The 25,269-nt window shown below is 39.4% G+C and carries 23 protein-coding genes; 9 read left to right on the forward strand and 14 right to left on the reverse strand.

The annotated features are described in order from the left end of the window. Window positions 1-18 precede the first annotated feature (18 nt). From proB to GJ691_RS01145, 7 genes are read left to right on the forward strand one after another with little or no spacing between them, the layout of a single operon-like run. On the forward strand, window positions 19-786 hold the full coding sequence (gene proB / locus GJ691_RS01115; RefSeq protein ID WP_154362904.1) for a glutamate 5-kinase: 768 nt from the start codon (window positions 19-21) through the stop codon (window positions 784-786). Then, window positions 783-1,724 (forward strand): N-acetylornithine carbamoyltransferase, encoded by a 942-nt coding sequence (locus GJ691_RS01120; RefSeq protein WP_154362906.1) that lies wholly within the window; start codon window positions 783-785, stop codon window positions 1,722-1,724. The genes proB and GJ691_RS01120 overlap by 4 nt, the downstream gene beginning before the upstream one ends. Then, a complete protein-coding gene (argB, locus tag GJ691_RS01125; protein WP_154362908.1) occupies window positions 1,721-2,500 on the forward strand; it encodes an acetylglutamate kinase in 780 nt (259 codons plus the stop codon). The genes GJ691_RS01120 and argB overlap by 4 nt, the downstream gene beginning before the upstream one ends. Then, a complete protein-coding gene (locus tag GJ691_RS01130) occupies window positions 2,497-3,573 on the forward strand; it encodes a M20 family metallo-hydrolase (protein WP_154362910.1) in 1,077 nt (358 codons plus the stop codon). Before argB ends, GJ691_RS01130 begins: the two co-directional genes overlap by 4 nt. 29 nt (window positions 3,574-3,602) lie before the next feature. Continuing rightward, the gene (locus GJ691_RS01135) at window positions 3,603-3,959 is read left to right on the forward strand and encodes a four helix bundle protein (RefSeq protein WP_154362913.1); all 357 of its coding nucleotides are present in this window, start codon (window positions 3,603-3,605) and stop codon (window positions 3,957-3,959) included. Window positions 3,960-3,987: 28 nt separating this feature from the next. Continuing rightward, entirely contained in the window at window positions 3,988-5,268 is a 1,281-nt protein-coding gene (gene argH / locus GJ691_RS01140; protein ID WP_154362914.1) for an argininosuccinate lyase, read from the forward strand. 35 nt (window positions 5,269-5,303) lie between these two features. Beyond that, window positions 5,304-6,911 (forward strand): M1 family metallopeptidase, encoded by a 1,608-nt coding sequence (locus GJ691_RS01145; RefSeq protein ID WP_154362916.1) that lies wholly within the window; start codon window positions 5,304-5,306, stop codon window positions 6,909-6,911. Here GJ691_RS01145 and GJ691_RS01150 read toward each other — a convergent pair. The 5 genes from GJ691_RS01150 to GJ691_RS01170 all read right to left on the reverse strand — a co-directional run bounded on the left by GJ691_RS01150 (window position 6,908) and on the right by GJ691_RS01170 (window position 11,924). Next, window positions 6,908-7,750 (reverse strand): pseudouridine synthase, encoded by an 843-nt coding sequence (locus tag GJ691_RS01150; protein WP_154362918.1) that lies wholly within the window; start codon window positions 7,748-7,750, stop codon window positions 6,908-6,910. The two genes, GJ691_RS01145 and GJ691_RS01150, sit on opposite strands and share 4 nt — an antisense overlap. A 55-nt stretch (window positions 7,751-7,805) precedes the next feature. Further along, window positions 7,806-8,756 carry a carbon-nitrogen hydrolase family protein gene (locus GJ691_RS01155; RefSeq protein WP_154362920.1) on the reverse strand — a complete coding sequence of 317 codons (951 nt, stop codon included), beginning with the start codon at window positions 8,754-8,756 and terminating at the stop codon, window positions 7,806-7,808. Continuing rightward, a complete protein-coding gene (locus GJ691_RS01160; RefSeq protein WP_154362922.1) occupies window positions 8,756-9,661 on the reverse strand; it encodes a geranylgeranylglycerol-phosphate geranylgeranyltransferase in 906 nt (301 codons plus the stop codon). The genes GJ691_RS01155 and GJ691_RS01160 overlap by 1 nt, the downstream gene beginning before the upstream one ends. 14 nt (window positions 9,662-9,675) lie before the next feature. Continuing rightward, window positions 9,676-10,614: a mevalonate kinase family protein gene (locus GJ691_RS01165; protein WP_154362924.1), complete on the reverse strand. Its 939-nt coding sequence runs from the start codon at window positions 10,612-10,614 to the stop codon at window positions 9,676-9,678. A 221-nt stretch (window positions 10,615-10,835) separates the two neighbouring features. Next, window positions 10,836-11,924 carry a diphosphomevalonate decarboxylase gene (locus tag GJ691_RS01170; RefSeq protein ID WP_154362926.1) on the reverse strand — a complete coding sequence of 363 codons (1,089 nt, stop codon included), beginning with the start codon at window positions 11,922-11,924 and terminating at the stop codon, window positions 10,836-10,838. Window positions 11,925-12,016: 92 nt separating this feature from the next. On the opposite strand from GJ691_RS01170, the gene GJ691_RS01175 reads away from it, so the two are divergent. Further along, window positions 12,017-12,490 (forward strand): TspO/MBR family protein, encoded by a 474-nt coding sequence (locus GJ691_RS01175; RefSeq protein WP_179954988.1) that lies wholly within the window; start codon window positions 12,017-12,019, stop codon window positions 12,488-12,490. Here GJ691_RS01175 and GJ691_RS01180 read toward each other — a convergent pair. The 9 genes from GJ691_RS01180 to GJ691_RS01220 form a co-directional block, all read right to left on the reverse strand. Beyond that, window positions 12,487-13,026 carry a DUF1697 domain-containing protein gene (locus tag GJ691_RS01180; protein ID WP_154362929.1) on the reverse strand — a complete coding sequence of 180 codons (540 nt, stop codon included), beginning with the start codon at window positions 13,024-13,026 and terminating at the stop codon, window positions 12,487-12,489. The two genes, GJ691_RS01175 and GJ691_RS01180, sit on opposite strands and share 4 nt — an antisense overlap. 36 nt (window positions 13,027-13,062) lie before the next feature. Next, on the reverse strand, window positions 13,063-13,353 hold the full coding sequence (locus GJ691_RS01185) for a type II toxin-antitoxin system RelE/ParE family toxin (RefSeq protein WP_179954989.1): 291 nt from the start codon (window positions 13,351-13,353) through the stop codon (window positions 13,063-13,065). Then, on the reverse strand, window positions 13,346-13,606 hold the full coding sequence (locus GJ691_RS01190) for a ribbon-helix-helix domain-containing protein (RefSeq protein ID WP_154362933.1): 261 nt from the start codon (window positions 13,604-13,606) through the stop codon (window positions 13,346-13,348). Before GJ691_RS01190 ends, GJ691_RS01185 begins: the two co-directional genes overlap by 8 nt. A 159-nt stretch (window positions 13,607-13,765) precedes the next feature. Beyond that, window positions 13,766-15,055, reverse strand: coding sequence for a BaiN/RdsA family NAD(P)/FAD-dependent oxidoreductase (locus GJ691_RS01195; protein WP_154362935.1), 1,290 nt, complete (start codon window positions 15,053-15,055; stop codon window positions 13,766-13,768). After that, on the reverse strand, window positions 15,055-15,807 hold the full coding sequence (locus GJ691_RS01200; protein ID WP_246200075.1) for a glycerophosphodiester phosphodiesterase: 753 nt from the start codon (window positions 15,805-15,807) through the stop codon (window positions 15,055-15,057). Before GJ691_RS01200 ends, GJ691_RS01195 begins: the two co-directional genes overlap by 1 nt. Window positions 15,808-15,895: 88 nt before the next feature. Continuing rightward, complete coding sequence (locus GJ691_RS01205) at window positions 15,896-17,767, reverse strand: alpha-amylase family glycosyl hydrolase (RefSeq protein ID WP_154362937.1); 1,872 nt, start codon at window positions 17,765-17,767, stop codon at window positions 15,896-15,898. Next, complete coding sequence (locus GJ691_RS01210; RefSeq protein ID WP_154362940.1) at window positions 17,768-20,077, reverse strand: glycoside hydrolase family 65 protein; 2,310 nt, start codon at window positions 20,075-20,077, stop codon at window positions 17,768-17,770. Continuing rightward, on the reverse strand, window positions 20,074-20,733 hold the full coding sequence (pgmB, locus tag GJ691_RS01215; RefSeq protein ID WP_154362942.1) for a beta-phosphoglucomutase: 660 nt from the start codon (window positions 20,731-20,733) through the stop codon (window positions 20,074-20,076). The genes GJ691_RS01210 and pgmB overlap by 4 nt, the downstream gene beginning before the upstream one ends. Before the next feature lie 221 nt (window positions 20,734-20,954). After that, entirely contained in the window at window positions 20,955-21,995 is a 1,041-nt protein-coding gene (locus tag GJ691_RS01220) for a LacI family DNA-binding transcriptional regulator (protein WP_154362944.1), read from the reverse strand. 231 nt (window positions 21,996-22,226) lie between these two features. Between GJ691_RS01220 and GJ691_RS01225 the strand changes: the two genes are divergently transcribed. After that, the gene (locus GJ691_RS01225; protein ID WP_154362945.1) at window positions 22,227-25,259 is read left to right on the forward strand and encodes a SusC/RagA family TonB-linked outer membrane protein; all 3,033 of its coding nucleotides are present in this window, start codon (window positions 22,227-22,229) and stop codon (window positions 25,257-25,259) included. The last annotated feature ends 10 nt before the right edge of the window (window positions 25,260-25,269 follow it).

Below are 25,269 nucleotides of genomic sequence, written 5' to 3' on the forward strand. Positions count from 1 at the left end.
AGATTGAAGAAAAATAGAATGGAGAAAAAAAGAATTTTACTAAAAATAGGCAGTAATACCTTGACCAAGGAAACCGATCAGATTTCCAGAGGAAAAATAGAGGATATTGGTAGGCAGATTGAAGCTTTAAAAAACGAATATGAATTCATTATCGTAAGTTCCGGTGCCATTGCGGCCGCCAAACAATTCGTGAAATTGGAACATCATGGGGAAGAAATGAATGTGAAACAAGCCTTGGCTTCAATCGGGCAACCACATCTGATGCGTATTTTTCAAGAAAATTTTCGGGAATTAGGACTTTTCACTTCCCAATGTCTTTTGTCCTATTCAGATTTTGAAAATGCCGATGCCAAGGCCAATATCAAAAACACGATCAATGTATTGGTCGCTAACAACTTCATTCCCATCATCAATGAAAATGATACCGTTGCCACAGATGAGATCCAATTTGGGGATAACGATAAATTGGCTGCGTTGACCGCTGCATTGTTAAAAGCCGACCTTTTGATCATCGCGACGAATACCTATGGCATTTACACCAAGGAATCTTTTAAAAATGGAACTCCCGAAACCATTGCAACGGTTTCCGGAACGCAACATTTAACTAAAGAAATAAGCTCATCCAAGTCCTCCCATGGCACAGGAGGAATGCAATCCAAGATAGAAGCGGCAACCATTGCCCAAGAAGCAGGTATTGAGACCTGGATAGTTAACGGGTTGAAAGACAATTTCATTTCAGATGCCATAAAAGACCTCAGTAAGCATACCAAAATAATAGTAAGATGAAAAACTACCTCTCTATAACCGATATCGAGTCATTGCCCAAATGGGTAAAGGAGGCTCGATCTTTGAAGAAAAACCCTATAACGAATAAAGATTTGGGGGCAAATAAGACCATTGGCCTTCTATTCTTCAACAATAGTCTAAGGACACGATTGAGTACGCAAAAAGCTGCTATGAACTTAGGAATGGAAGTTATTGTCATGAATTTCGGGAACGAAGGTTGGGCCCTTGAATATGGGGATGGCACCATAATGGATCAAGGCACATCGGAACATATAAAGGAAGCCGCCCAAGTAATCTCCCAATATTGTGACATTATCGCCATACGTGCTTTTGCCTCTTTGACCGATAAGGCAAAAGACGAATCGGAAGAGGTTTTGAACGGATTTAAAAAATACGCAACTGTACCCATTGTGAACATGGAAAGCTCGACAGGGCACCCACTACAGGCCTTAGCCGATGCAATAACGTTGGCTGAACACAACACCAAGGACAGACCAAAAGTAGTTCTGTCGTGGGCCCCACATCCCAAAGCATTGCCCCATGCCGTGGCCAATTCGTTTGTACAAATGATGCAATTGCAGGATGCCGAATTTGTAATCACTCACCCTGAAGGCTACGAATTGGACCCGAATATAACCAAAGATGCAACCATAGAACATGACCAAAAGAAGGCTTTTGAAAATGCCGACTTTGTCTATGCGAAAAACTGGAGTAATTATTCAAACTACGGTATGGTACTTAACCAAGACCCCGATTGGATGATTACCAAGGATAAGTTGGGAGATGCCAAATTTATGCATTGTCTTCCCGTTCGTAGAAATGTAATCGTTGAGGATAGTGTTCTCGACAGTCAACAATCTTTGGTCATAGAAGAAGCCAATAACAGAACCTATGCGGCGCAACTTGTACTTAAAAAAATCCTTGAAGATTTAGAATGAAACAACAATTATCCATAGTTAAGATAGGTGGGAATGTCATCGAAAACCAAGTTGAGCTGGAACAGTTTTTACTGAACTTCTCGAAATTGGAAGGATTGAAGATATTGGTGCATGGTGGCGGAAAATTGGCCACGAAATTGGCCGGCCAATTAGGTATTGACTCCCAAATGTCGAATGGAAGACGTATTACCGATGCCAAAAGCCTTGAAGTTATTACTATGGTCTATGGCGGACTTACCAATAAGAACATTGTCTCGAAATTACAGGCATTGGGCACAAATGCCCTTGGACTAAGTGGTGCAGACGGCAACAGCATACAGGCGCATAAGCGACCGGTAAAGGATATTGATTTCGGGTTTGTTGGGGATATTGACGGGATAAATGCAGATTTTTTGAATTCAGTACTCAGTACAGGTATCACCCCAGTTTTTTGCGCAATTTCCCATGACGGAAAAGGTCAACTTTTGAATACTAATGCAGACACCATTGCTTCAGAAATAGCTATCGGGATGAGCCCGATTTTTGATTCGACACTCTATTATTGCTTTGAGAAAAAAGGGGTTTTAAAAGATGTGGAAGACGAAAATTCCGTGATTCAACACATCAACACAGAAACGTATTCCGATCTATTACAACAAAAAGTGATAGCTGATGGAATGCTTCCCAAAATGGAAAATTGTTTTCATGCACTGAACAATCATGTCAGTAAAGTTTGTATCGGTGATATTTCAATGCTTCAACCAAATACCAAATTATTTACGACAATTACCTTATGAAAATAGAACAAGAGGAGCTAACTGAAAAAGCAATCGATCTGTTGAAAAAGCTCATATCCATTCAATCATTTTCTGGGGAAGAGCATCACACAGCCGAGGCCATTGAAAATTGGTTCAAAGCATTTGATATTCCATTCCAACGGAAAGACAACAATGTAATCGCAAAAAATAAACATTGGGACGACACCAAACCCACTTTACTGTTAAACTCCCACCACGATACCGTTAAACCCAATACCGCATACACCAAAGATCCTTTTCATCCACATATAGAAGACGGAAAGTTATTTGGCTTGGGCAGTAATGATGCCGGTGGCCCCCTTGTATCCCTAATCGCTACTTTCACAAAATTCTATGATCAAGAGGATTTAAACCATAACCTATTGATCGCCGCTACGGCCGAGGAAGAAAACGCAGGTCCAAAAAGTCTCAGGGGATTATTGCCTAGTTTACCAAAAATAGATGTTGCTATAGTGGGAGAACCGACACTTATGAATTTGGCCATTGCCGAAAAAGGATTGGTTGTTTTCGATGCCGTGGTAAAAGGTACTCCGTCACATGCCGCCCACCCGAACGAAGACAATTCGATCTATAATACCATTAAGGTGCTGGATTGGTTTAAAAACTACAAGTTCGACAAGGTTTCCGAAGCGCTGGGCGAAGTAAAACTTACGGTAACCCAAATCAACGCAGGAACCCAACATAACGTTGTTCCCGCCCATACCGATTTGGTCATAGACGTTAGGGTGAATGATTGCTACAGCAATTCGAAAATAGCGAATATACTGAAAGCCGAAGCCCCGTGTGAATTACAAGAACGTTCACTCCGATTGAATTCATCCTCAATAGATAAAAACCATCCGTTGGTACAATCAGGAGTAAATTTAGGTCGGGAAACTTACGGTTCCCCTACTTTGTCGGATCAAGCGGCACTTACTTGCCAATCGATGAAATTAGGCCCAGGTGACAGTACCCGTTCCCATTCCGCAGATGAGTATATTTACGTGAATGAAATCGAAGAAGGAATAGATATTTACATTAAATTATTACAAGGATTCCTTATTGGTCAATAGTTTGTAAGTTAGAAGTTAATAGAAGTTGGATGTACAATTACAAAGAACTTATTGTTTGGCAAAAATCAATGGACTTGGTTGAAAAGGTTTATACCGCAACAGCCTCTTTTCCAATTGAGGAAAAATTCGGTCTAACAAGTCAGATAAGAAGATGTGCGGTTTCCATACCGAGTAATATAGCCGAAGGAGCCGTCAGGAAATCTAAAAAAGTATTTCGGAACTTCTTAGAAATATCCAACGGGTCTATCAATGAACTAAAAACACAATTGGAAATTTCAAAAAGAATCGGATTTCTCACCAAGGATGAGCTCGAAAGAATCTTTTATTTATGTGATGAAATCCAGAAAATAACCATAACCTTAATCAAAAAGTATAGTGACTTTTAACTATATTCCTAAAACTTAAAACCAACATATGAAACTCTGGGATAAAGGATTTAGTACCGATAAAAAAATAGACCATTTTACCGTGGGCAATGACCGAGAACTGGATTTGCTATTGGCAAAATACGATGTCATCGCTTCGCAAGCGCACGCCAAAATGTTAGGAAAAATCGGTTTATTGACCGATGCCGAAACAACAGATTTGGTGAATGAATTGGACAATATTACCAAAACCATAGAAGAAGGCACATTTACCATTGAAGATTCTTTTGAGGACATGCATTCAAAAATTGAATATGTCTTAACGGAAAAGTTGGGAGACACCGGTAAAAAAATACATACAGCAAGATCCCGTAACGATCAGGTGTTGGTAGCCATGCACCTCTATTTAAAAAATGAGCTGCAAGAAATAAAGGCTGAAACAATCACCTTATTCAATTTGTTGATGGATTTGGCCGAAAAGCATAAAGACATTATGCTACCAGGTTACACCCACCTGCAGATTGCCATGCCCTCTTCTTTTGGACTATGGTTCTCTGCCTATGCCGAAAGTTTGATAGATGATCTTTATTTTATCGATGCTGCCTACAAAGTAGCCGACCAAAATCCGTTGGGAAGCGCTGCCGGATATGGAAGCTCCTTCCCTATCGATAGGACTTTTACAACTAAGGAAATGGGATTTGAAACCATGAAATACAATGTTGTCGCCGCCCAAATGGGACGTGGCAAGGTAGAAAAAGCTACAGCTTTTGGCATGAGTAGTATTGCCGCGACCCTATCAAAAATGGCCATGGATATCTGTTTGTATATGAGCCAGAACTTTAATTTCATTTCATTTCCCGATGAACTGACAACAGGGAGTAGTATAATGCCGCATAAAAAGAATCCGGATGTATTTGAATTGGTACGGGCAAAGTGCAATAAACTACAAGCAGTACCCAATCAATTGATTTTGATCACGAACAATTTGCCCAGTGGTTATCACCGTGATCTGCAATTAGTTAAAGAAGTCATCGTACCTGCAATCCAAGATTTAAAGGCATGTTTGGAAATACTCACCTTTAGCCTAAAGGAGGCCAAAGTGAATGAAAACATTTTAGAAGACCCTAAATATGATTACTTATTTAGTGTGGACACCTTGAACGAATTGGTACAAAACGGAATGCCTTTCCGTGATGCCTATAAAAAAATGGGTATGGAAATCAACGAAGGTACTTTCACTCCTAAACGAGATATTGAACATACCCATGAAGGTAGTTTGGGAAATTTATGTTTGAATGAAATTCGTGGAAAGATGAAAAAATCAATCTAAATTTACTGATACAATTTGCCTTTAAACAAGAACACATGAAATTGTATTTCCATTATCATAAAAAACACATCTGGGTAATAGCCTTTTTCTTCCTAAGTATTGGCGAAATCGTAGCGCAGGACCTGTACCCTAAAAACGAAAAAGTAGATGTACAGGATTATATTTTCAACCTCACCTTGAACGACGATAATGACCAGATAAAAGGAGAGACGATAATCAATGTCCTGTTTAAAGAGAACGTTGATTCATTCGTGTTGGATCTTGTAGGTAAATCGGGCATCTATGGAATGGATGTTTCCGGAGTTTTTGAAGGTAATAAACCGGCCAATTATACTTTCGAGAACAATAGGATAAATATCAGTCCATCATCCAATAGTAAAGGCATCAAAACCTTTACAATTCTATATGAAGGCATACCACAAAGGGGACTCGTAATAGACAAAACAAAATTTGGTCGCCGTTCCTTTTTTGGTGATAACTGGCCTAATTTGGCCCGTCATTGGTTGCCTTCGGTAGATCACCCATACGATAAAGCCAGTATTCAGTTTGGAATTACCGCACCTGAGGATTATGATGTGGTTGCCACAGGGAAAAAAATAGAGGAGAGCAATCTGGGAAATGGCCAAAAATTAACCGTTTACAAAGAACCTGCACCGGTTGCCATGAAAGTCGTAACTATTGGGGTTACTAAATTCGCAAGTCGTTTACTTGATGTGGTGCACGATATCCCTGTTTCTGCTTGGGTATATCCCGAAAACCGTTTGGAAGGGTTTTCCGATTATAAAGTAGCCTCTAAAGTTCTTGAATATTTTATTGATAATATAGGCCCTTATACATTTGCCAAACTAGCGAACATGCAAGCAAAAACGCAATGGGGCGGACTTGAAAATGCAGGGACCATTGCCTATTTCGAAGACTCTGTCACTGGTAAGAACACCGTCGAAGCATTGATAGCCCATGAAATCGCACACCAATGGTTTGGCAATTCGGCAACGGAAAACAGTTGGAACCACGTTTGGTTGAGTGAAGGCTTCGCCACGTATTTTTCAATCTTGTATCTAGAACATGTGTATGGGGATGAAAAACGAAAAGATGAATTGGCCCTTGACAGAAAACAAGTGATAGATTATTACAAACAGAACCCGTCGCCTATTGTTGACCTTACTATAAAGGACCCTATGCAGGTCTTAAGTATAAACAGTTATCAAAAAGGGGGTTGGGTATTGAATATGCTTCGTCATAAGTTAGGTGATGAACTGTTTTGGAAAGGCATACGCGATTATTACAAAACATATCGAGATGCGAACGTTTTGACCGTAGATTTCCAAAAAGTAATGGAAAAAGCTTGCGGCGAGAAGCTAGAATCTTTTTTTCAGCAATGGTTGTTTACCAAAGGACACCCACAAATCAAATGGGATTGGGTCTATGAAAATGGAAAAGTCAAAATCAATCTGAAACAAATACAAGACCATCATACTTTTAAATTCCCTCTTGAAATTGGGCTAGTAAAGGACGATGAAATAAAAGTTGTTGCATTGGAAGTTGACGAACAGTCCGAGGTGTTCGAAATAAACATAGATACCAAACCAGACACTATTGTACTAGACCCAAATTATTGGCTTCTGTTTGAGGAGAAACCCTAACGAATCATTCCAAGGTTTATCACCTCTTGCTCGGTCAAATACCTCCAATGACCCCTTGGAAGATCCTTTTTGGTAAGTCCGGCATAAGCAACCCGATCTATTTTTACCACTTCATATTCCAAGTGTTCAAAAATACGTTCAACGATCTTGTTTTTAGAACTAAATATCTCTATCCCAACTTCCCGTTTTGGGGCATCATCAATAAAACTGATGTCTTGCACGCGAACCGGTTTTTCATCTAAAACCACTCCTTCTTGTATTTTCTTCAGATCCGCACTTCGAAGGTCACGGTTCAATACTACATGATAAATTTTACGAAGACCGTTTTTAGGGCTTTTCAATCGTTTTGTCAAATCACCATCATTGGTGAACAATAAAAGTCCAGTTGCTTCTTTGCCCATTTTATCTACTGGCAATAGTGTGGACTTAGAGGCATTTGAAATTAGGCCATTTACATTACGTTTACCCCTTTCATCCCTAATAGTTGTTGAGAAATCCTTTGGTTTATTGAGTAAAACGTACTCTTTCTTTTCCGGGTTAAGTAAACGTCCGTCAAATTTAACGATATCACTCTTTTTAACCTTATAGCCCATTTCGGTTATAGGCTTACCATTAACGGTGATATTACCCGCAGCGATATAAATATCGGCATCCCTTCGTGAACATACCCCGGAGTTGGCCACATATTTATTTAATCGGATTAAATCAGGATCCGAAGGTTTTTGTGGCTCCGTACGTTTCTTGATCGGTGCATTTCCCCTCGCATAACTCTTCTTCCTGAATGTACCTCCCTGACGTCCTGATGCCTTCCTGTCTTTGTTTGAATCTGACCTTCCCATTATCTTCCAATTTTTTGCAAAGGTAGTGAATTCAACAAGGATTGATTAAATAATATCAATCTTCAAATTCGAGTGTAGATTGTCTTTCGCGATTGACAGTAAGTTTCGTAATATCGGGTCTGGAATAATGCCCGACAGGGTCAAAATTTTGACGTTCCTCGTATACCCTGTTGAAATCTAAGGTATGATACAGGAGCCCTTCTTTATCAATTACCGGCTCCAATAACCATTCCCCATCAGGACCGGCTATACACGAACCTCCGTTAGCAAGTACTTCAGGAGCATTTTCCAGGATTTTATCCAGATGTGGCGTACCGGTCGGAAAATCTTCTTTTTTCATTAATGAAGAAACCGAAATAACATAACTCCTTGACTCCCTTGCAATAAAACGTGTTATGTCTTTTGTATTATACGCACTTCCGGGCCAAACGGCAATATGTAGATTCTCTCCCTGACCATATAATGCCGCTCTAGGCAAGGGCATCCAATTTTCCCAACAATTGAGTCCGCCAACCGTAAATTGCTTTAAGGAATGCACTTGCAATCCGTTGCCATCCCCTGGAGCCCAGGTCAATCTTTCATCATATGTAGGTTGTAATTTTCTATGAACGGATTTTATATGTCCGTTTTGATCAATATACACCAAAGAACAATAAATACTATGACCTCCCCTATCCTGAGGTCTTTCGATCATTCCCAAATAAATGGCAATTCGGTACTCCTTTGCCAATTTACGAATGTTATCCAATTCCCCCGATTCAATTTGCACCGCGTTCCTAACGTAATGGGCATGCAGCTCCTTATTGATTTTCAAATCCCAAGCCGCCCCGTTAGTCAGTGCCAACCAAAAAGGATACCCTGGTAACAATGCCTCTCCGAAAACCACCAATTCAGTCTTCTCATTGGCTGCCGTAACAATCGTTGCTTCGATTTTTTTTAGGGTCTCTGACTTATTCAACCATACCGGTGCAATTTGTGCGAGGGCCACTTTCAATAGATTCTCCATTATAAAATTCGGTTTAAAACAAGGTCAACATCAATCAATAAAATACTGAAAACCCCTAAAACAATTATCAGTTTTAAAATATTGTGCAGCCAAACGTAATGAAACTTTGTCCTCGATTTCCAAAGGAGAACAAGAAAAACGATGAACAATACAATGCACAAGATAAAGTAGTAATGCATGTACCCCACATCAAAATTATTGATGAGCAATAAAGATGGAATTAGGGTCATTACAATTAAAACCGTGATACTTATTTTTGATGTTCTTTCGCCATATAAAATTGGAATGGTCTTATAGTTCTGGGCTAGATCACCTGCAATGTTCTCAAGATCCTTGATCATTTCACGTGCCAAAATCAATAGGAAAAGAAAGAACGCATGAACGAAAATAACCGTATCAAAATTTTTGAAATACACAAAAACCGCAAAGAATGGGGCTATGGCCAAGGTTGCCGAAATGAAATTTCCCAAAAAAGGCACCTTTTTCAACTTATGGGAATACAACCAAATACCAAAAATATAAGCGGAGAAAAAGAATACCGCCCTAAATGAGACATAACTGGCGAAAAATACGGAGAGAAAATTCAAGGTAAAATAAGCCGATAGTTTAAATCGTTGACTAACCAAACGATCCAACATACTTTTTCTTGGCTTATTGATAAGGTCTTTTTCCGCGTCGTAGAAACTATTGATAATATACCCGCCAGCGATGACCAAGGCCGAAGAAAGTACGATACAAAAAAGGTTAAGGTCAAAAACGACCCTACGCAATGGCAAATTCGGGGCAAGAATGTAAATCGTGGCCAAGTACTGGGCCAAAGCGATCATTAATATATTGTAACCCCGAACAATGGAAAACAGGCTCAATAACTTAAGTAGTAAGAGCTTGTTCTTTCTGCTAAGCATGTGTTTGTGAAATACTAGAAGTTATAAACCACCTCCAATTTGTAATCTTTAAGTATATTCCTAGCCTTGTCTATATCCTGGGTAAAGCCCAGAATATAGCCTCCACCACCAGAACCACAAAGTTTTAGATAGTAATCATTTGTTTCTATACCCTGCTGCCATAATTGGTGGAACTTCGCTGGGATCATTGGCTTAAAATTATCCAGAACCACATGGGACAATTGCTTTAAATTCCCAAATAGTGATTTAACGTTACCGCTTATGAAGTCCTCAACACAAGCATCGGTATGTTTTATGAATTGGTTTTTCAGCATCTGCCGAAAGCCTTCCTGCTTCATTTTCTCCATGAACAATTGAACCATAGGGGCTGTTTCCCCAGTGGCACCACTATCGAGTAAAAAAACCGCACCTTTCCCTTCCTTGTTCTGGGAAGGTATACTGGTAGATTCGATATTGTCCTTGGAATTGATAAGAATGGGCAAGCTCAAATAACTGTTCAAAGGATCCAAACCAGAAGATTTACCATGGAAAAAAGATTCCATTTTTCCAAAAATGGCTTTTAAGCGTAATAGCTTTTCACGTGTAAGGTTTTCAAGTACGGTAATTTTATCAAGTGCGTATTTATCATAAATGGCAGCAACCAAGGCACCGCTACTACCTACACCATAACCCTGCGGAATAGAACTGTCAAAATACATCCCTTCAGCTACATCATTCCTTAAGCTTTCAAAATCAAAAGAAACCAAATCAGGTTTTTGAAGTACCAATTCCTCTAAATAAGCTACGAAATCCTTTAAATAACCATTTGATTTTTTTGCCTCTTCGGAAGGATCGACATCCTTTTTCAAAGCTCCCTTGAAAAAATTATAGGGAATGGAAAGTCCTTTGGAATCCTTAATGATACCATACTCCCCAAACAGTAGGATTTTAGAATAAAATAATGGTCCTTTCATAGTTTAATTTAAGAATACCCGATTAAGATCGTAAAAAATCAAAACTTAAATGTTGATATTTAAGCTCTTAACAATTCAGTACTTTAAACAAAGTTAGTGTAATTTTGTTTAATCTTATTTCGTTAAATATAAACAATATTTTTGATAGATTCGCAAACTCCTTTAATTCAAAGTTGGATATTCCCCTATTAAACGTTGTTTATTCTTATAAAGTATTACTTCTAAGGTAACAATAATTTAGCCCCAAAGCCAATTCTGTCGCAAATATACTGTCCGTTTTCGCAATATGCAACCAACTCATCCTTAATAAATTGATGCGCTTTCTCTTTCTCCTCTTGCGGATATAGCACATGTACATTCGCTCCGGCATCCAATGTAAAACAGAGATGGGTCTTTGAAGTGGACCTAAATTGCCAGATTTTTTGAATGATCTTAAGCGTATTGGGCTTCATCAAGATAAAATAGGGCATGCTTGTCATCATCATGGCGTGCAAGGTCAATGCCTCGCTTTCCACAACCTCGATAAACCCTTTTAGATTTCCAGTCGCGAAAACCTCCTTCAGCTTGGTAATGTTTTCATGGGCCTGCGAAAAACGCTGTTCCGCAAAAGGATGACCATGCATTAAATTATGACCTATGGTACTACTTACTTGTTTTTGCCCTTTATCAACCAACAAAATGGTATCATGGTATTTATGGAATACTTCATGAACCGGAAAGGGATATTTGACGGCAAACAAATCAGAGCTAGCCGGAATTCCCTTGTGGTATCCCCATTGTACCAAATCACCTTCTATACTTCGACATGCACTCCCAGAGCCCAAACGTGCCAAGAAGGAAGCTTTTTGATCAAAGAATTCCTCATTGATTGATGGATCCAATTGTTTCTCAATATGCATAAGACACAAGGCCAATGCGGCCATACCACTTGCAGAAGAAGCGATACCACTACTATGGGGAAACGAATTGGATGTTTCTATCTTTAACTGATAATCCTTTAAAAAAGGAAGATAACTTTCTATCCGATTAAAAAATGCCTCGATTTTAGGACGAAAATCGGGTTTGTCCTTGCCTTCGAACAACAACTCAAAAGAAAAACCAGAGCCTTTTTCCGCTAATTTCGAATAGGTAAGGGCAGTTGTGGTAGCACATGCATCCAACGTGAAACTGATAGAGGGATTGGCAGGGATTTGATCTTCCTTTTTTCCCCAATATTTAACCAATGCAATATTACTGGGAGCTCTGTAGGTCACCTTCCCTTCTGAAACTGTTTTGGCATATTCCGATGGAAGGAATTCTGTATATGTCATTAAAATACAATTTATACAAAGATAGTTTTTAAGTGGAAAAGTTGTTCATTCAATGGTTTTAATCCTTATTTTAGAGGTCAACAATCAACCAAGTGAAAAAAAAATTAACCTATATCGCCATTACGGTAAGCATTTGTCTTGCCGTTGGTTTCCTATCCAGTTTTGCTACCCAAAGTTCGGTAAATGATTGGTTCGTTACCTTGAACAAACCTGTTTTTAATCCTCCAAATTGGCTTTTTGCCCCGGTATGGACGGTTCTTTATATATTGATGGGTGTAGCGGCCGGTTTGGTATGGGCCAAAGGGTTTTACCATTTATGGGTTAAGACCGCCTTATATCATTTCGGATTTCAACTGCTACTAAATGCGGCTTGGAGTATCGTGTTTTTCGGTTTTAAACAACCATTCTGGGGACTTGTGGTGATTATTAGCTTGTTGTGTCTGATTGTTTTGACCATGCGGTGGTTCAGAATCGTAGACAAATATGCTTCTTGGTTGCTTATCCCTTATTTATTATGGGTTTGTTTTGCTACCGTTTTGAACTATAAGATCTGGGAACTGAATTAATCGGCCAACAATTCCAATAATTTAAGCATGGTTCTGTGGTTGCGGGAAGTCGCCGCAACCTTCAATCTATCCTCTATTAGATTATTATTGCATTTAGCCTTCCCAGCACCAAGATCACATTTTAAATAAACACAGGCGGTTGTTGCTACAAGTTGCTCATTTTCAAAATGTAAAGAAGACAAAACATCAAGGGCTTCCTGTGTTGGTCGTCTTTTCAGTAAAACAAAATATACCTTGTTGGCCTGAATATCCTCAGCATCGTTAAAAGGATTATTATCAACTATTCTTTTTACCTCAATACCCTCGATTATAATCACCGGAACTTCAAAACCAAAGTGATCCAATATTGCATTGCTGACTCGATGTTCCAAAATGCCAATATCACTATTTTCACTTTCGAAAACAACATTACCACTTTGAATATAGGTCTTGACATTATCAAAGCCCAAATTTTCGAAAAGATCTCGTAAATCGGCCATTTTCACCTTCTTGTGACCTCCGACATTTATACCCCTTAAAAGTGCAATATAATTCATCGTTTATATATACTTTTTAAATCAGATTAATATCGGCTAAAGATGTCTTTTGAAATCCCTTACTTGCCCTAAAATGCGAACAACGAATATGCCCTTTTTAGTTGGTTCGTAAAAAATTGTATGTGCCTTATAGTTGTATCTTCTAAGTAGAGTTACATATTCTGAAGCGTCTCGACCAAGATCGGGATTATCTGCCAGAGTCTGTAAAAATTGGTACAACTCCGTAACATAGGCATGTGTCTGTAATTCGCCCCAAGTTTCTAAAGTATAATCCACTATATCATCAATATCGTCATCTGCTTTCGACGATAAATAATAACTAGACATTTCTGTTCTTTTTACGAACTTTCGCAGCTTCAACAATTTCATCAACAGACCTTATTCTAGAACGCACGCCACTTTCATATCCTTCTTGTATGGCCGCCTTGGTGATTAGAAACTCCCTATTGCGCTCCTCATCTAATCTTATTAGATGCCGCATGTATTCACTATCGTTGGCGAAACCCCCATTCTCGATTTGAAATTTTATCCACTCTTCCTGGGTAGTAGTTATAGTTAATGATTTTCTGATTGTTGCCATAATAACAGTATTTACATACAATATACGCATTTCAACATATTATTGGCGCATATTTTAATAAAAAAATATCAAAAGGAATTGTGTCAGAAAGGTTTGAGGCATCGTTTATTTGAACTTTATAATTGGCTCTATTTCGCCGAGAATGTGTCCTATACCCTCCTAACTTCCCAAGGCTTCGGTTATGCCCATTGCAGCAAGGTAACCACCGGTCCAGGCATTCTGAAAGTTGAACCCACCGGTAATGGCATCCACATTCATGATTTCGCCAGCAAAATAAAGTCCGTCACAAATTCTACTTTCATAGGTTTTAAAATTGATTTCCTTTAATTCCACCCCTCCAGCGGTCACAAATTCATCTTTGAACGTACTCTTACCCTCTACCATAAACCTACTGTTGGACAATTGATCGGAAAGCTGTTGTAACTTTTCCTTGGTGACCTCTGCCCATTTTTCATCATTGGCAATATCGGATGCCTTTACCAAATTGGTCCAAAGTCTTTTTGGAATATCAAAAACCTTTGAGCGTAATACCGTTTTTTTGCCTTCTACCTCCTTTACTTCTTGCAAAAAGGACAATACCGAAGATTTATGATATTCCGGGAGCCAATTCACCTTAATCGGAAAACGGTATTTACTTTCGTGCAGTTGCAGTGCCCCCCAAGCGGACAACCTTAAAATAGCTGGGCCACTTAACCCCCAATGTGTTATAAGAACAGGGCCTTCGGCACTAAAAAGCGGTTTCCCGTTTCGTTTGCTTTTAAGCTTTACCGAAATCTCAGGTTTATACGAATGCTTTGGAAGCACCTCAACATGGGCAGGTGTACTTACCCCGGGTATTCCGGAAATACGATCATCATCAATATTAAAAGTAAACAACGAAGGTACAGGAGCCACAATGGAATGCCCCAAGCCTTCTAACATCTCCCAAATTTTTGGATTGCTCCCTGCGGTCACCAATAATTTCTTGCAAGAATACTTTGCTTTCACAGTAGTAACCTGCCATCCTACATTCGCTTCCCCTTCCTGTATGGGTTCAATGGCTTTTACCGAGCTTTGTCTGTAAACCTGAATACCCAAACGATCCGTTTCTTTAAGAAAACAATCAATTATCGATTGGGAGGAATTGGACTCCGGGAAAACCCTGCCATCATCCTCTATTTTGAGGGGTACCCCCCTACTTTCGAAAAACTGCATGGTCTGCTCAGGACCGTGGGAATAAAATGGGCCTAACAACTCTTTCGCACCACGGGGATAATTTTTCGTTAGTTCCATAGGGTCGGTTTCCCCATTGGTGACATTACAACGCCCGCCACCGGATATACTGACCTTCTTTAGAACATCTTTGCCCCTTTCTAAAATGGCAATTTTAATATTTGGATTTGTTTCGGCAATATGAATGGCAGCATAAAACCCCGATGCACCACCTCCTATTATAATTACATCGAACATTACTTGATTCTCTCTGGATAATTCGTAATAATTCCTTCTACGCCGTATGACTCGACCATATAAATATCCTCAGGTTCATTGACCGTCCATGTGTAGATTTTAAATCCTTCAGCTTTGATTTTTTTGACCGATTCCGCATCCAAATCCTTGAAATTCGGATTAATAGCCTCTGCCTTCAATTCTTGGGCTATTTTCATGGCATCCAAAGGATTATCCTCGGTCAACACTGCAATGGGAATATCATTGTTGTGCTCTCTCATGGATTTCAATTCGTCCCAATTGAAACTGGAAATCAAGAATTTATCCAAGTCCCATCCCCGTTCTTTCATAATTGCTTTCACAATAAAATTGACCCTATCCGAAGTGCCAGCCCCCTTTAACTCAATATTCAACCTAACATTATCATCGAGAGCCCTTATGACCTCTTGAAGCAATGGAATGGAATGATTACCATCCAAAACCATTTGTTTAACATATAAAATATCGAAATCCTCAATATTACCTGTTGCATTGGCCAAACGATCTACTGTTTGATCATGGAATACAACAATCTCACCACTCTTTATTTTAAACACATCTATCTCTATCATATCAACCCCAAGTTCCAGGGCTTTCTTAACAGAAGCCAATGTATTTTCAGTTTCATGGCCCATTGCGCCACGATGACCTATTACCAAGGGTTTATCAACCATATTACAACTTAGAATCAATGTTAAGGACAGTAGTAGAAAACAATAAGTTAAATTTTTCATTTGATCAAATCGAATTAATACCTGTACGGAAAACTTATTAACCGCACATGTAAGATACATCTTCTGACCAAAATATTTATTTCCGCCCTTAATTTAATTTTAAAATGAAGGATTCCAAAGGTGCTATATCGATTTGAATTTTCCCGACTCCGTTCTCTACAATGAGGTTTGGCGCATAATCTGAAGTCAGTTGATCATTTGTGGTATAGACACCGTCCTTGAGCAGCCACATTGAAATGATCTCCTTTGGGATTTTCAGCTCGAATGAATAGGATTCATTGGCGTCAAAATTGGAAACCACCAACAACTTCTCACTTGAAGACCAACGCACATAGGAGAGCACCCGGTGATTATAATTTTCGGTATTGTCCTTATTGTAATAATGTATATCGGCATAATTGCCCATTAAGGCCTCACTGTTAATGGTGAAGTTCAATAAGGATTTATAAAATTCACGAAGTTCCTTTTCATCATTGGACAATTGTCCGCCATCGAATTTTTTATCATTTACCCAACGTTGATGATGCGGTACACCTATATAGTCAAAAATAGATGTACGGGTAGGTTGCCCAAATCCGGCATTTTCATTTCCAGGTTCACCAACCTCTTGTCCAAAATAGATCATGGTAGGAGATGTGCTTATGGTCGCTGAAACCACCATCGCAGGTTTTCCTTTATTGGCATCACCCGCAAAATCCGGACTCGCAATACGCTGTTCATCATGGTTTTCGAGAAAATGGAGCATATGATGCTCTATATCCTTCAGGTTGTTCTTTACCACGGGAATGTGGTCTGTCCAACCATGGCCTTGCATTATATGTTTAAGGGAATCGTACATCTCTACCTTATCATAGAGATAATCCATCTTCCCTTTAAAGATATAATCCCTATATAAATCCGGATTATATACTTCGGCCAAAAGAAAGGCTTCGGGATTGCTCATTTTTATGTGGGAATTCATATAGCTCCAGAACTCCACCGGTACCATTTCGGCCATATCATACCGAAAACCATCTACCCCGATGGCCAACCAATACAGGGCAATATCCTTGAATTTCACCCAAGAACCAGGTACATCCTTATTGGCCCAAAATTCATAATGCGCCATATAATCCTTAGAACCGAAATCTTCTGGAAGCCTATCAAAATCATAGGATCCATCGGGTCGTACACCATAATTGATCTTTACGGTCTCGTACCAGTCATTTATATTTGGCTGGGCCATTCTTGACCCATTGCCTGTCCATTTAGCCGGGTTCTCATCGAATTTCCCATCAGCCAATGGATGCGCTTCACCTCCCAAAGGTAAATAACCGTTTTCCCATTGTGGTACCTTAAAAGCCTCTGAAGGAATGTAATAAAAATTATTGTTCCTCTTATACTCCACACTTGTATCATCCGATGCTCCAAAGGGTTCTAAACCCTCTGGGGTAGATTTACCTTCGTAATTTCGGGCAACGTGGTTCGGAACAATATCTATGATCACCTTAAGTCCGGCCTCATGCGACCTTTTAACCAATGCCTTGAACTCTGCCAATCTATTGGCGGGATCATCGGCCAAATCAGGATTTACATTATAATAATCCTTAACGGCATATGGCGAACCTGCCCTTCCTTTAACAATGTCAGGGTCGTCATTTGAAATTCCGTAAGCACTGTAATCGGTAATCACATCATGGTGCGGCACCCCGGTATACCAAATATAGGTTACACCAAGATCTTTGATTTCTGTAAGTGCCTTCTCCGAAAAATCGGAAAATTTACCCACTCCGTTCTCTTCTATCGTTCCCCAAGGTTTATTGGTGGTGTTCGTATTGCCAAAGAGTCGTGTAAAAACCTGATAAACAACCTCTTTTCTTACTTTTTTCTCAGATGCCATTGGTTTGTCTTCTTTTTTAACTGTACAAGCTTGGGTCAAAAGTAGGATAAGAATATAAATAAAGAACCTAGAACTTCTCATTTAAGCAGAAATTTCCTCTCCAGGGTTCAATTCCAACCTTTTACCTTTATATCGTATTGACATTTGTTCATGCCCATCCAATTTAAATTTAGTGCCGCTTGCCGAAACGGTTACCTTAATGATCCTATTCCTAAAGTTGATCTTGAAAGAATATGATTTCCATTTGTTGGGTATTCTTGGGTTGAATGATAATTTATCATCAATGATCCTTAGCCCACCGAAACCTTCAACGATACTCATCCATGTGCCGGCCATAGAGGTAATGTGAAGACCTTCCTCAACCTCTTTATTATAATCATCAAGATCTAATCTTGAGGTTCTTAGATAGAATTGATATGCCTGATCCATTCGATCTAATTTTGCCGCTTGTATACTATGCACACATGGTGAAAGTGATGATTCATGCACCGTAAACGGCTCATAAAAATCAAAATGTTTTTCAAGCATTTCCTGAGAAAAATGATCTTCAAAAAAATAGAAACATTGCAATACATCGGCCTGTTTAATGTATGGAGATCTTAGGATACGGTCCCAGCTCCATTTCTGGTTAATGGGCCTTTCCATCTTATCCAACTTATCAACCGTTATAAGTTCTTTGTCCAAGAAACCATCTTGCTGAAGGTAAACCCCATATTTTTCAGAATAAGGGAAATACATGCCTTTGGCAACCTCTTCCCATTTATCTATTTCATTCGAAGTTAAGCGGGTGTGCCCAACGATACGTTCGTAATCATCAGGATAGCCATCTTTTACTTTATGTAGCTGTTTAACGGTATACTCAATGCACCATTTGGCCAAATAATTCGTATACCAGTTATTGTTCACGTTATTCTCATACTCGTTCGGCCCTGTTACCCCAAGTATAACGTATTTATTCTTGGCTTCGGAATAATTGGCCCTTTGATGCCAAAAACGGGCGATACCGATCAATACTTCCAGTCCCATTTCGGGAATATAAGAGTAGTCTCCGGTATATCTATAATAATTGTATATAGCAAAAGCAATGGCCCCGTTTCTATGTATTTCCTCAAAAGTGATCTCCCATTCATTATGGCATTCTTCCCCGTTCATGGTAACCATGGGGTATAGTGCCGCCCCATTATTGAAACCTAATTTTTGGGCATTCTCTATGGCCTTTTCCAAGTGCTCGTATCGGTATCTCAATAAATTCCTGGCAACATTCTGGTTCTTTGTGGCCATATAAAAAGGAATACAATAGGCTTCGGTATCCCAATATGTACTTCCACCGTATTTTTCTCCCGTAAATCCCTTTGGACCAATATTCAGTTTAGGATCGGTACCCAAATAAGTTTGGTTCAATTGAAATATATTGAAACGTATACCCTGCTGTGCTTTTTCATCACCTTCAATGGTAATATCGCTCATTTGCCAAATAGCGGCCCAAGCCTCTTTCTGTTTTTCAAGTAGTGCATTAAACCCTAATTGCGACACTTGGTCCAATACCGAATTGGCAGCCTCGACCAACGCATCAGCTTTATGGTTCCTTGATACGGTATAACCCCCAAACTTATGTAGTGTTATGACCCCACCTTGCTTAACCTTTTGGGTATAAGTATGCCCTACCCATGTCTCTTTCTGTTTTGCATTGGGTTCTACATTCAATATTTTCCCATCTAGAAGTAGTTCCGAGGCCATAAACGTACAGGTCTTGAAATTCGTCTTCATGGTATGGGCTTGGATATAAGCTCGGTTATCTTTGGAATGCACTTCAGTCGTATTCCAAAACTTATCGTCCCAATTGCTGTCCTCGTTGGTAATGCCACTATCGAGAAAAGGAACAAAAGTAACCTCAACATCTTGATCCAATGGGGAAACATTATAGTTGATCGCTCCTACCTCATCAATATCAAGGCTTAAAAAACGGGTTATCACAACTTGAACCTTGGCCCCGTTGTTGGGCAGCGTTGCTATAAAAGACCTTTTGTACCACCCTTCTTTCATGTTCAATTCCCGTCTAAAATCTTTTACCGCAGTACAGGTAAACAGATCCAAAGGTTCATTATTGATAAGCACATCAATACCAATCCAATTTGGAGCGTTCAAAACCTTGGCAAAATATTCGGGATAGCCATTTTTCCACCAACCAACACGTGTCTTATCAGGATAATAAACCCCTGCAATATAACTACCTTGAAAGGTAGGGCCCGTATAGGTTTCCTCGAAATTGGCACGTTGCCCCATTGCCCCATTGCCCAGACTGAAAAGGCTTTCGGAGGATTTTACAGTTTCCTGATCAAAACCTTCCTCGATTATTGACCAATTGTCCGCTTTTATATATTCTTGATTCATTTTAGTTGCAATAATTTTTTTATAAAATCCAAATCGATTTCTGTGAAATCCTTAAAATTATAATCGGCTTCGGCCAAAATATCGGAGTCACCAATTCCAATACTGGTCATTTCCGCATTATTGGCTGCCTGGATACCCGCAACGGCATCTTCAAAGACAAAACAGTCTTTGGGCATGACCCCTAATTTATCTGCAGCTATCAGAAAAACCTCGGGATCTGGTTTGGCTTTGCTAACGCTATTGCCATCAACGATATTATCAAAATAAGGCAATAAACCGACCTTTTCCAAAATTGGCTTGGCATTCTTACTTGCAGAGCCCAATGCTATAGGTACTTTTTTGGCCTTAAGATATTCCAAAACCTTAGGTACATCGGGTAAAATCTCGGAAGCATCCATCTTTTCAATGTATTCAAGATAATCCTCGTTTTTCTCTATCATCCAAGTATCGAACTCTTTTTGCGTAGCCTCGATGCCCCCTATGTCCAAAAGGATTTCCAAACACCTTTTACGGCTTACCCCTTTGAACATCTCGTTTTGTTCTTCTGTAAATTCAAAGCCAAGTTCATTGGCAAGTTTCTTCCAAGCCAAGTAATGGTATTTCGCGGTATCTACGATAACACCGTCCAAATCGAAAATGAATCCTTTTTTCTTCATGATATTTTTTTTGAACTGAAATAGACATAAGTGTTTCATAATATACATACGAAATGCACAAAATGTCCTTACATTGAATAAAGTAACGGGAATTTTAAATTTAATGGCCTAATAACGAACCCATTAAAATTACCAAAAGTCTATTCAAAACTTATAGTTGAGAAGTAAAATTAAGTTTTGATTGGGTCAAAAATATAAAGTTTTTTTTGATTTTCAACAACTTATCTTGTTGAATCTCTTTCAATGAGCTCTGTTTTTACGATTTTAGTCTCATATTCCTTCTCTTCATCCTCATGACTTAACCTATCTATCAATAAGGAAGCGGCCACTTCCCCGATCTTAAATCCGTGCTGGCTAATGGTAGTAAGGCTTGGCCGTGAATGTTGTGAAAGGATTCCGTCTGAAAAACTGACTACGGACAAATCTTCTGGCACCCGAAGTCCTCTTTGCCGTGCAACATTCAACGCTGTTATGGCATAAATCTCGTTAACGGCAAAAATTCCGTCTATATCACTGACCCTGTCGAATATTTTATTGATATCCTCCTCAATGGCTTCTTGTTTTCGTTCTAGATTTCCCATATCACTTACTCGATAGATAATGTCTGGGTCCGGCGTTATGTTATTCTCTTTCAGAACCTCTAAATACCCTTGTGTCCTCAGCTTTCCTATATTGATAAAGTCCTCTGTAGTCAATAAAAGGATTTTCTTGCAGCCCGTATCAATAAGCTTTTGGGTTGCCATCTTGGCCCCTTTTAAATCATCAACAATAACCTTGTCACAATCGATATCATTGAGGACCCGGTCGAACATAACAATGGGGATTCCTTGGTTAATGGTTTCCTGTAGATGGTGCTTATCCTGATTTAACAAGGTTTCCTTTGACAAGGACATTATGAAACCATCAATATTACTATGAACCAACAACTCCATATTAATAACTTCTTTATCAAAGGACTCGTTAGTAACGGCTATAAGAACATTATACCCTTTTAATTTGGCCACATGCTCGATACCGCTGATGACCTTAGCAAAAAAGTTATGCACTATTTCAGGAATGATCAACCCAATCGTCTTTGTCTTTTTGTTCTTTAGACTAAGGGCGATGTTATTGGGACGATAGTTATAGAATTTAGCAAAAGCCTGGATTTTATCCCGATTATCCTGACTTATTTCTTTATTGTCATGCAGTGCTTTGGAAACCGTCGAAATTGACACTCCTAATTCTTTGGCAATTCTCTTCAGGGTCATTTTCGGCTTCATATGGAATATGGGTTTGTTAAAAAAATAACGGTTAAAATAAACAAATGATCTTTAAAAGTACCCTCTTTTATCAATACCTTAAAAATAAACGAAAAGTTATCAACCCGAAAACGTTGTAATAGCCCGTAAACATTGGCCTGAGTGATAATTAACATAAAATTTACATAATTTCGTAGATGAGGAGTAAAATTATAATTCAAATCTAATTAAAACTAATTTAAGAAACGTTCTATGAAAAAAATCAAACAGTGCCTTTTACTGGCCGTGTTCATGATTCCCATAGGGATTTTTGCACAGACCACCGTGACAGGTAATGTGACCGATCAGGCAACTGGAGGTCCCTTGCCCGGTGTCAGTATAGTAGTCGTAGGTACATCTACAGGAACTACGACCGATTTTGATGGATATTACACCCTTACCGTAGACGATGATGCGGTATTGCAGTTCTCCTACATCGGATACAAAACCCTGGATATTCCAGTTACAGGTCCTAATCTAGACATAGTAATGGAAGAGGACAGGGCGCAATTGGATGAAGTTGTGGTTATTGGGTATGGTACAACCACAGTTAAAGATGCTACTGGCTCGTTAACTGCAGTAACCTCTGAAGATTTTAACAAAGGTGCCATTGTAAGTACCGATCAACTTTTAACCGGTAAAGCTGCCGGTGTGCGAATTACCAGTTCAGGTGGTGCACCCGATGCAGCGCCGAACATTAGAATAAGGGGTGGTGCTTCGCTTAGTGCGAACAATAGTCCGCTTATTGTAATTGACGGAGTACCTATAGACAACACCAATCCGGCAGGGGTCAATAACCCATTTTCCTTGATCAACCCAAATGACGTTGACAGCTTTTCCATCCTTAAGGATGCATCAGCAGCTGCCATTTATGGTTCAAGGGCATCCAACGGGGTTATCATCATTACCACCAAAAAAGGAACTTCGGGTGGTCCAAAGTTCAATTTTTCAACAAATACGAGTATTAGTACGGTAAGTAGTAAGATCGATTTAATGGATGGACCAACATACACCAAGTTCATTAATGAGTATCACCCTACATATTCCGGCTTATTGGGAACTGCTAATACAGACTGGCAAGATGCCATTTATAGGGCCGCAGTATCATCGGACCACAACTTTAGCGCTAGGGCCAACCTTTTTAATAAAGTGCCTACTAGATTTTCCTTTGGCTATAACAACACCGAAGGTTTGGTAAAAACCAATGATTATGAGCGGTATACCGCCTCGGTTAAATTTACACCTACATTCTTCGATGATCATTTGAAGATCGATATCAACGCAAAAGGTATCAGTTCAGAAAAAAATGCAGTTGATGAAGGTGGTGCCTTGGGAGGTGCTGTCAACATGGATCCCACAAAACCTATTTACGATAATTCCCCCGGCAACCGCTTTGGAGGTTTTTACCAAAACACCATTTTGGATGATGTGGATAATCCCACGCGATTATTACTTGATGGTCAATGGAATCCGCTAGCGCTGTTATTACAAAGAACACGACCAGAAAAAGTACAGAAAATCCTTGGAAACGTTGAATTCGATTATAAGATGCACTTCTTACCAGAATTAAGGGCTGTCCTTAACTTAGGTCTTGAAGCTTCAACAGCGGATATTGAGGAGTCTTTTTCCGATAATTCCTTGGCGACCTATAAATTCGACTCATCGAACAATGACATTAACACCAATTATGTTTTCAATCCTGGGGTCAACTACAGGGAAAACCAAAGTATAACCAACCAGACCATGGATGCTTATTTGGTTTATGCAAAACGCTATGAAGAAGGGTTCTTGACCAATTTTGATGTTCAGGGAGGCTATTCCTATCAAAATTTCAGGAATGATGGTAACAAAGAAGAATATCGCTACAATGACGAAACGGGGATACGTGAATTACAAATCGATGCACAAAACCCGAACAACCGCTATTTTAACGAGCTCAACTTACAATCTTTCTTTGGCAGGACCAATCTAAACTTATTTGATAAATATTTGGTGACGGTTTCCTTTAGGGCCGATGGTTCTTCCTTGTTCAGCAAGGACAATAGATGGGGGTACTTTCCTGCAGCGGCTTTGGCCTGGAAAGTGAACGAAGAGGACTTCTTAAAAGATTCCCAAGTAATCAATGACCTTAAATTGCGATTAGGCTGGGGTAAAACAGGCCAACAGGATATTACAGGTGCTGTAGGCTTTTATCCTTCGGTACCATTATTTGAAGCTGGTTCCAGTACCGGACAATACCTCCAAGGGGTTGCACTTTATTCAGCCAAACCTTTTAATGAAGACTTAACCTGGGAAAAAACCACCACTTATAACGCCGGGATAGATTTTGGACTTTTCGCAAACCGATTGATCAATGGCTCTTTCGATGTTTTTTATAGGGAAACTTCTGACCTACTTGCAAAAGTACCGGTAGCGCCAGGCCAAGGACTAACGGATTCATTTGTTAAAAATGTTGGGGAAACGGAAAGTAAAGGTTTTGAGGTAATCTTAAACGCTACCCTTTTAAGCAATGAAAGTACGAATCTGGAGTTTTATTCTAACGTATCTTATAGTAGGGCCGAAGTAACCGATCTTCAAGATGTTAGCCGGATTTCTGCTGATGGCTCAGGAATCCCCACAGGTACAGGGGTTAACATAGGGTACCACACTGTGGGCTACCAACCATATTCCGCTTGGGTATTCAGACAATTGTATGATACTGCGGGTAATCCTATCCACGGTGCCTTTGCGGATTTTAATGGCGATGGCATAACCGATAACGATGACCGTTATTTTAAATCATTAAGACCTAACTGGACCTTTGGTTTCGGTTTTAACTTCAATTATAACAAGTTCGATTTTAGTACCAGTTTTAGGGGCCAAATCGGAGGACAAGTCTATAATTCCAGAAGACTTACTTCAGGATGGATCGACAAGGCAGTACCAAACAACTCAAACAGCCTGAGCAACGTTTTGGACTTTTATTCTGGCGCAGCCGATTATAATTTCGTCGACATACAGGGTAACATTCCTTTTTCAGATTATTTTCTGGAAGACGCAACATTCCTTAGATGCGAGAATATCGTATTGGGCTATCGTTTGGACGACATCTTGAAAAACACTTCAATGCGGGTCTACGGTGCTGTAAACAATCCGTTTATCATTACCAACTACAGTGGTCAAGACCCTGAGAACTTTAATGCAATAGATAACAATTTTTATCCTAGACCACGGTCATTCACCCTTGGTTTAAGCGTAGACTTTTAATATAAATCAC

It is taken from the genome of Maribacter luteus (assembly GCF_009674825.1).
GTDB classification, from domain to species: Bacteria; Bacteroidota; Bacteroidia; order Flavobacteriales; family Flavobacteriaceae; genus Maribacter_A; species Maribacter_A luteus.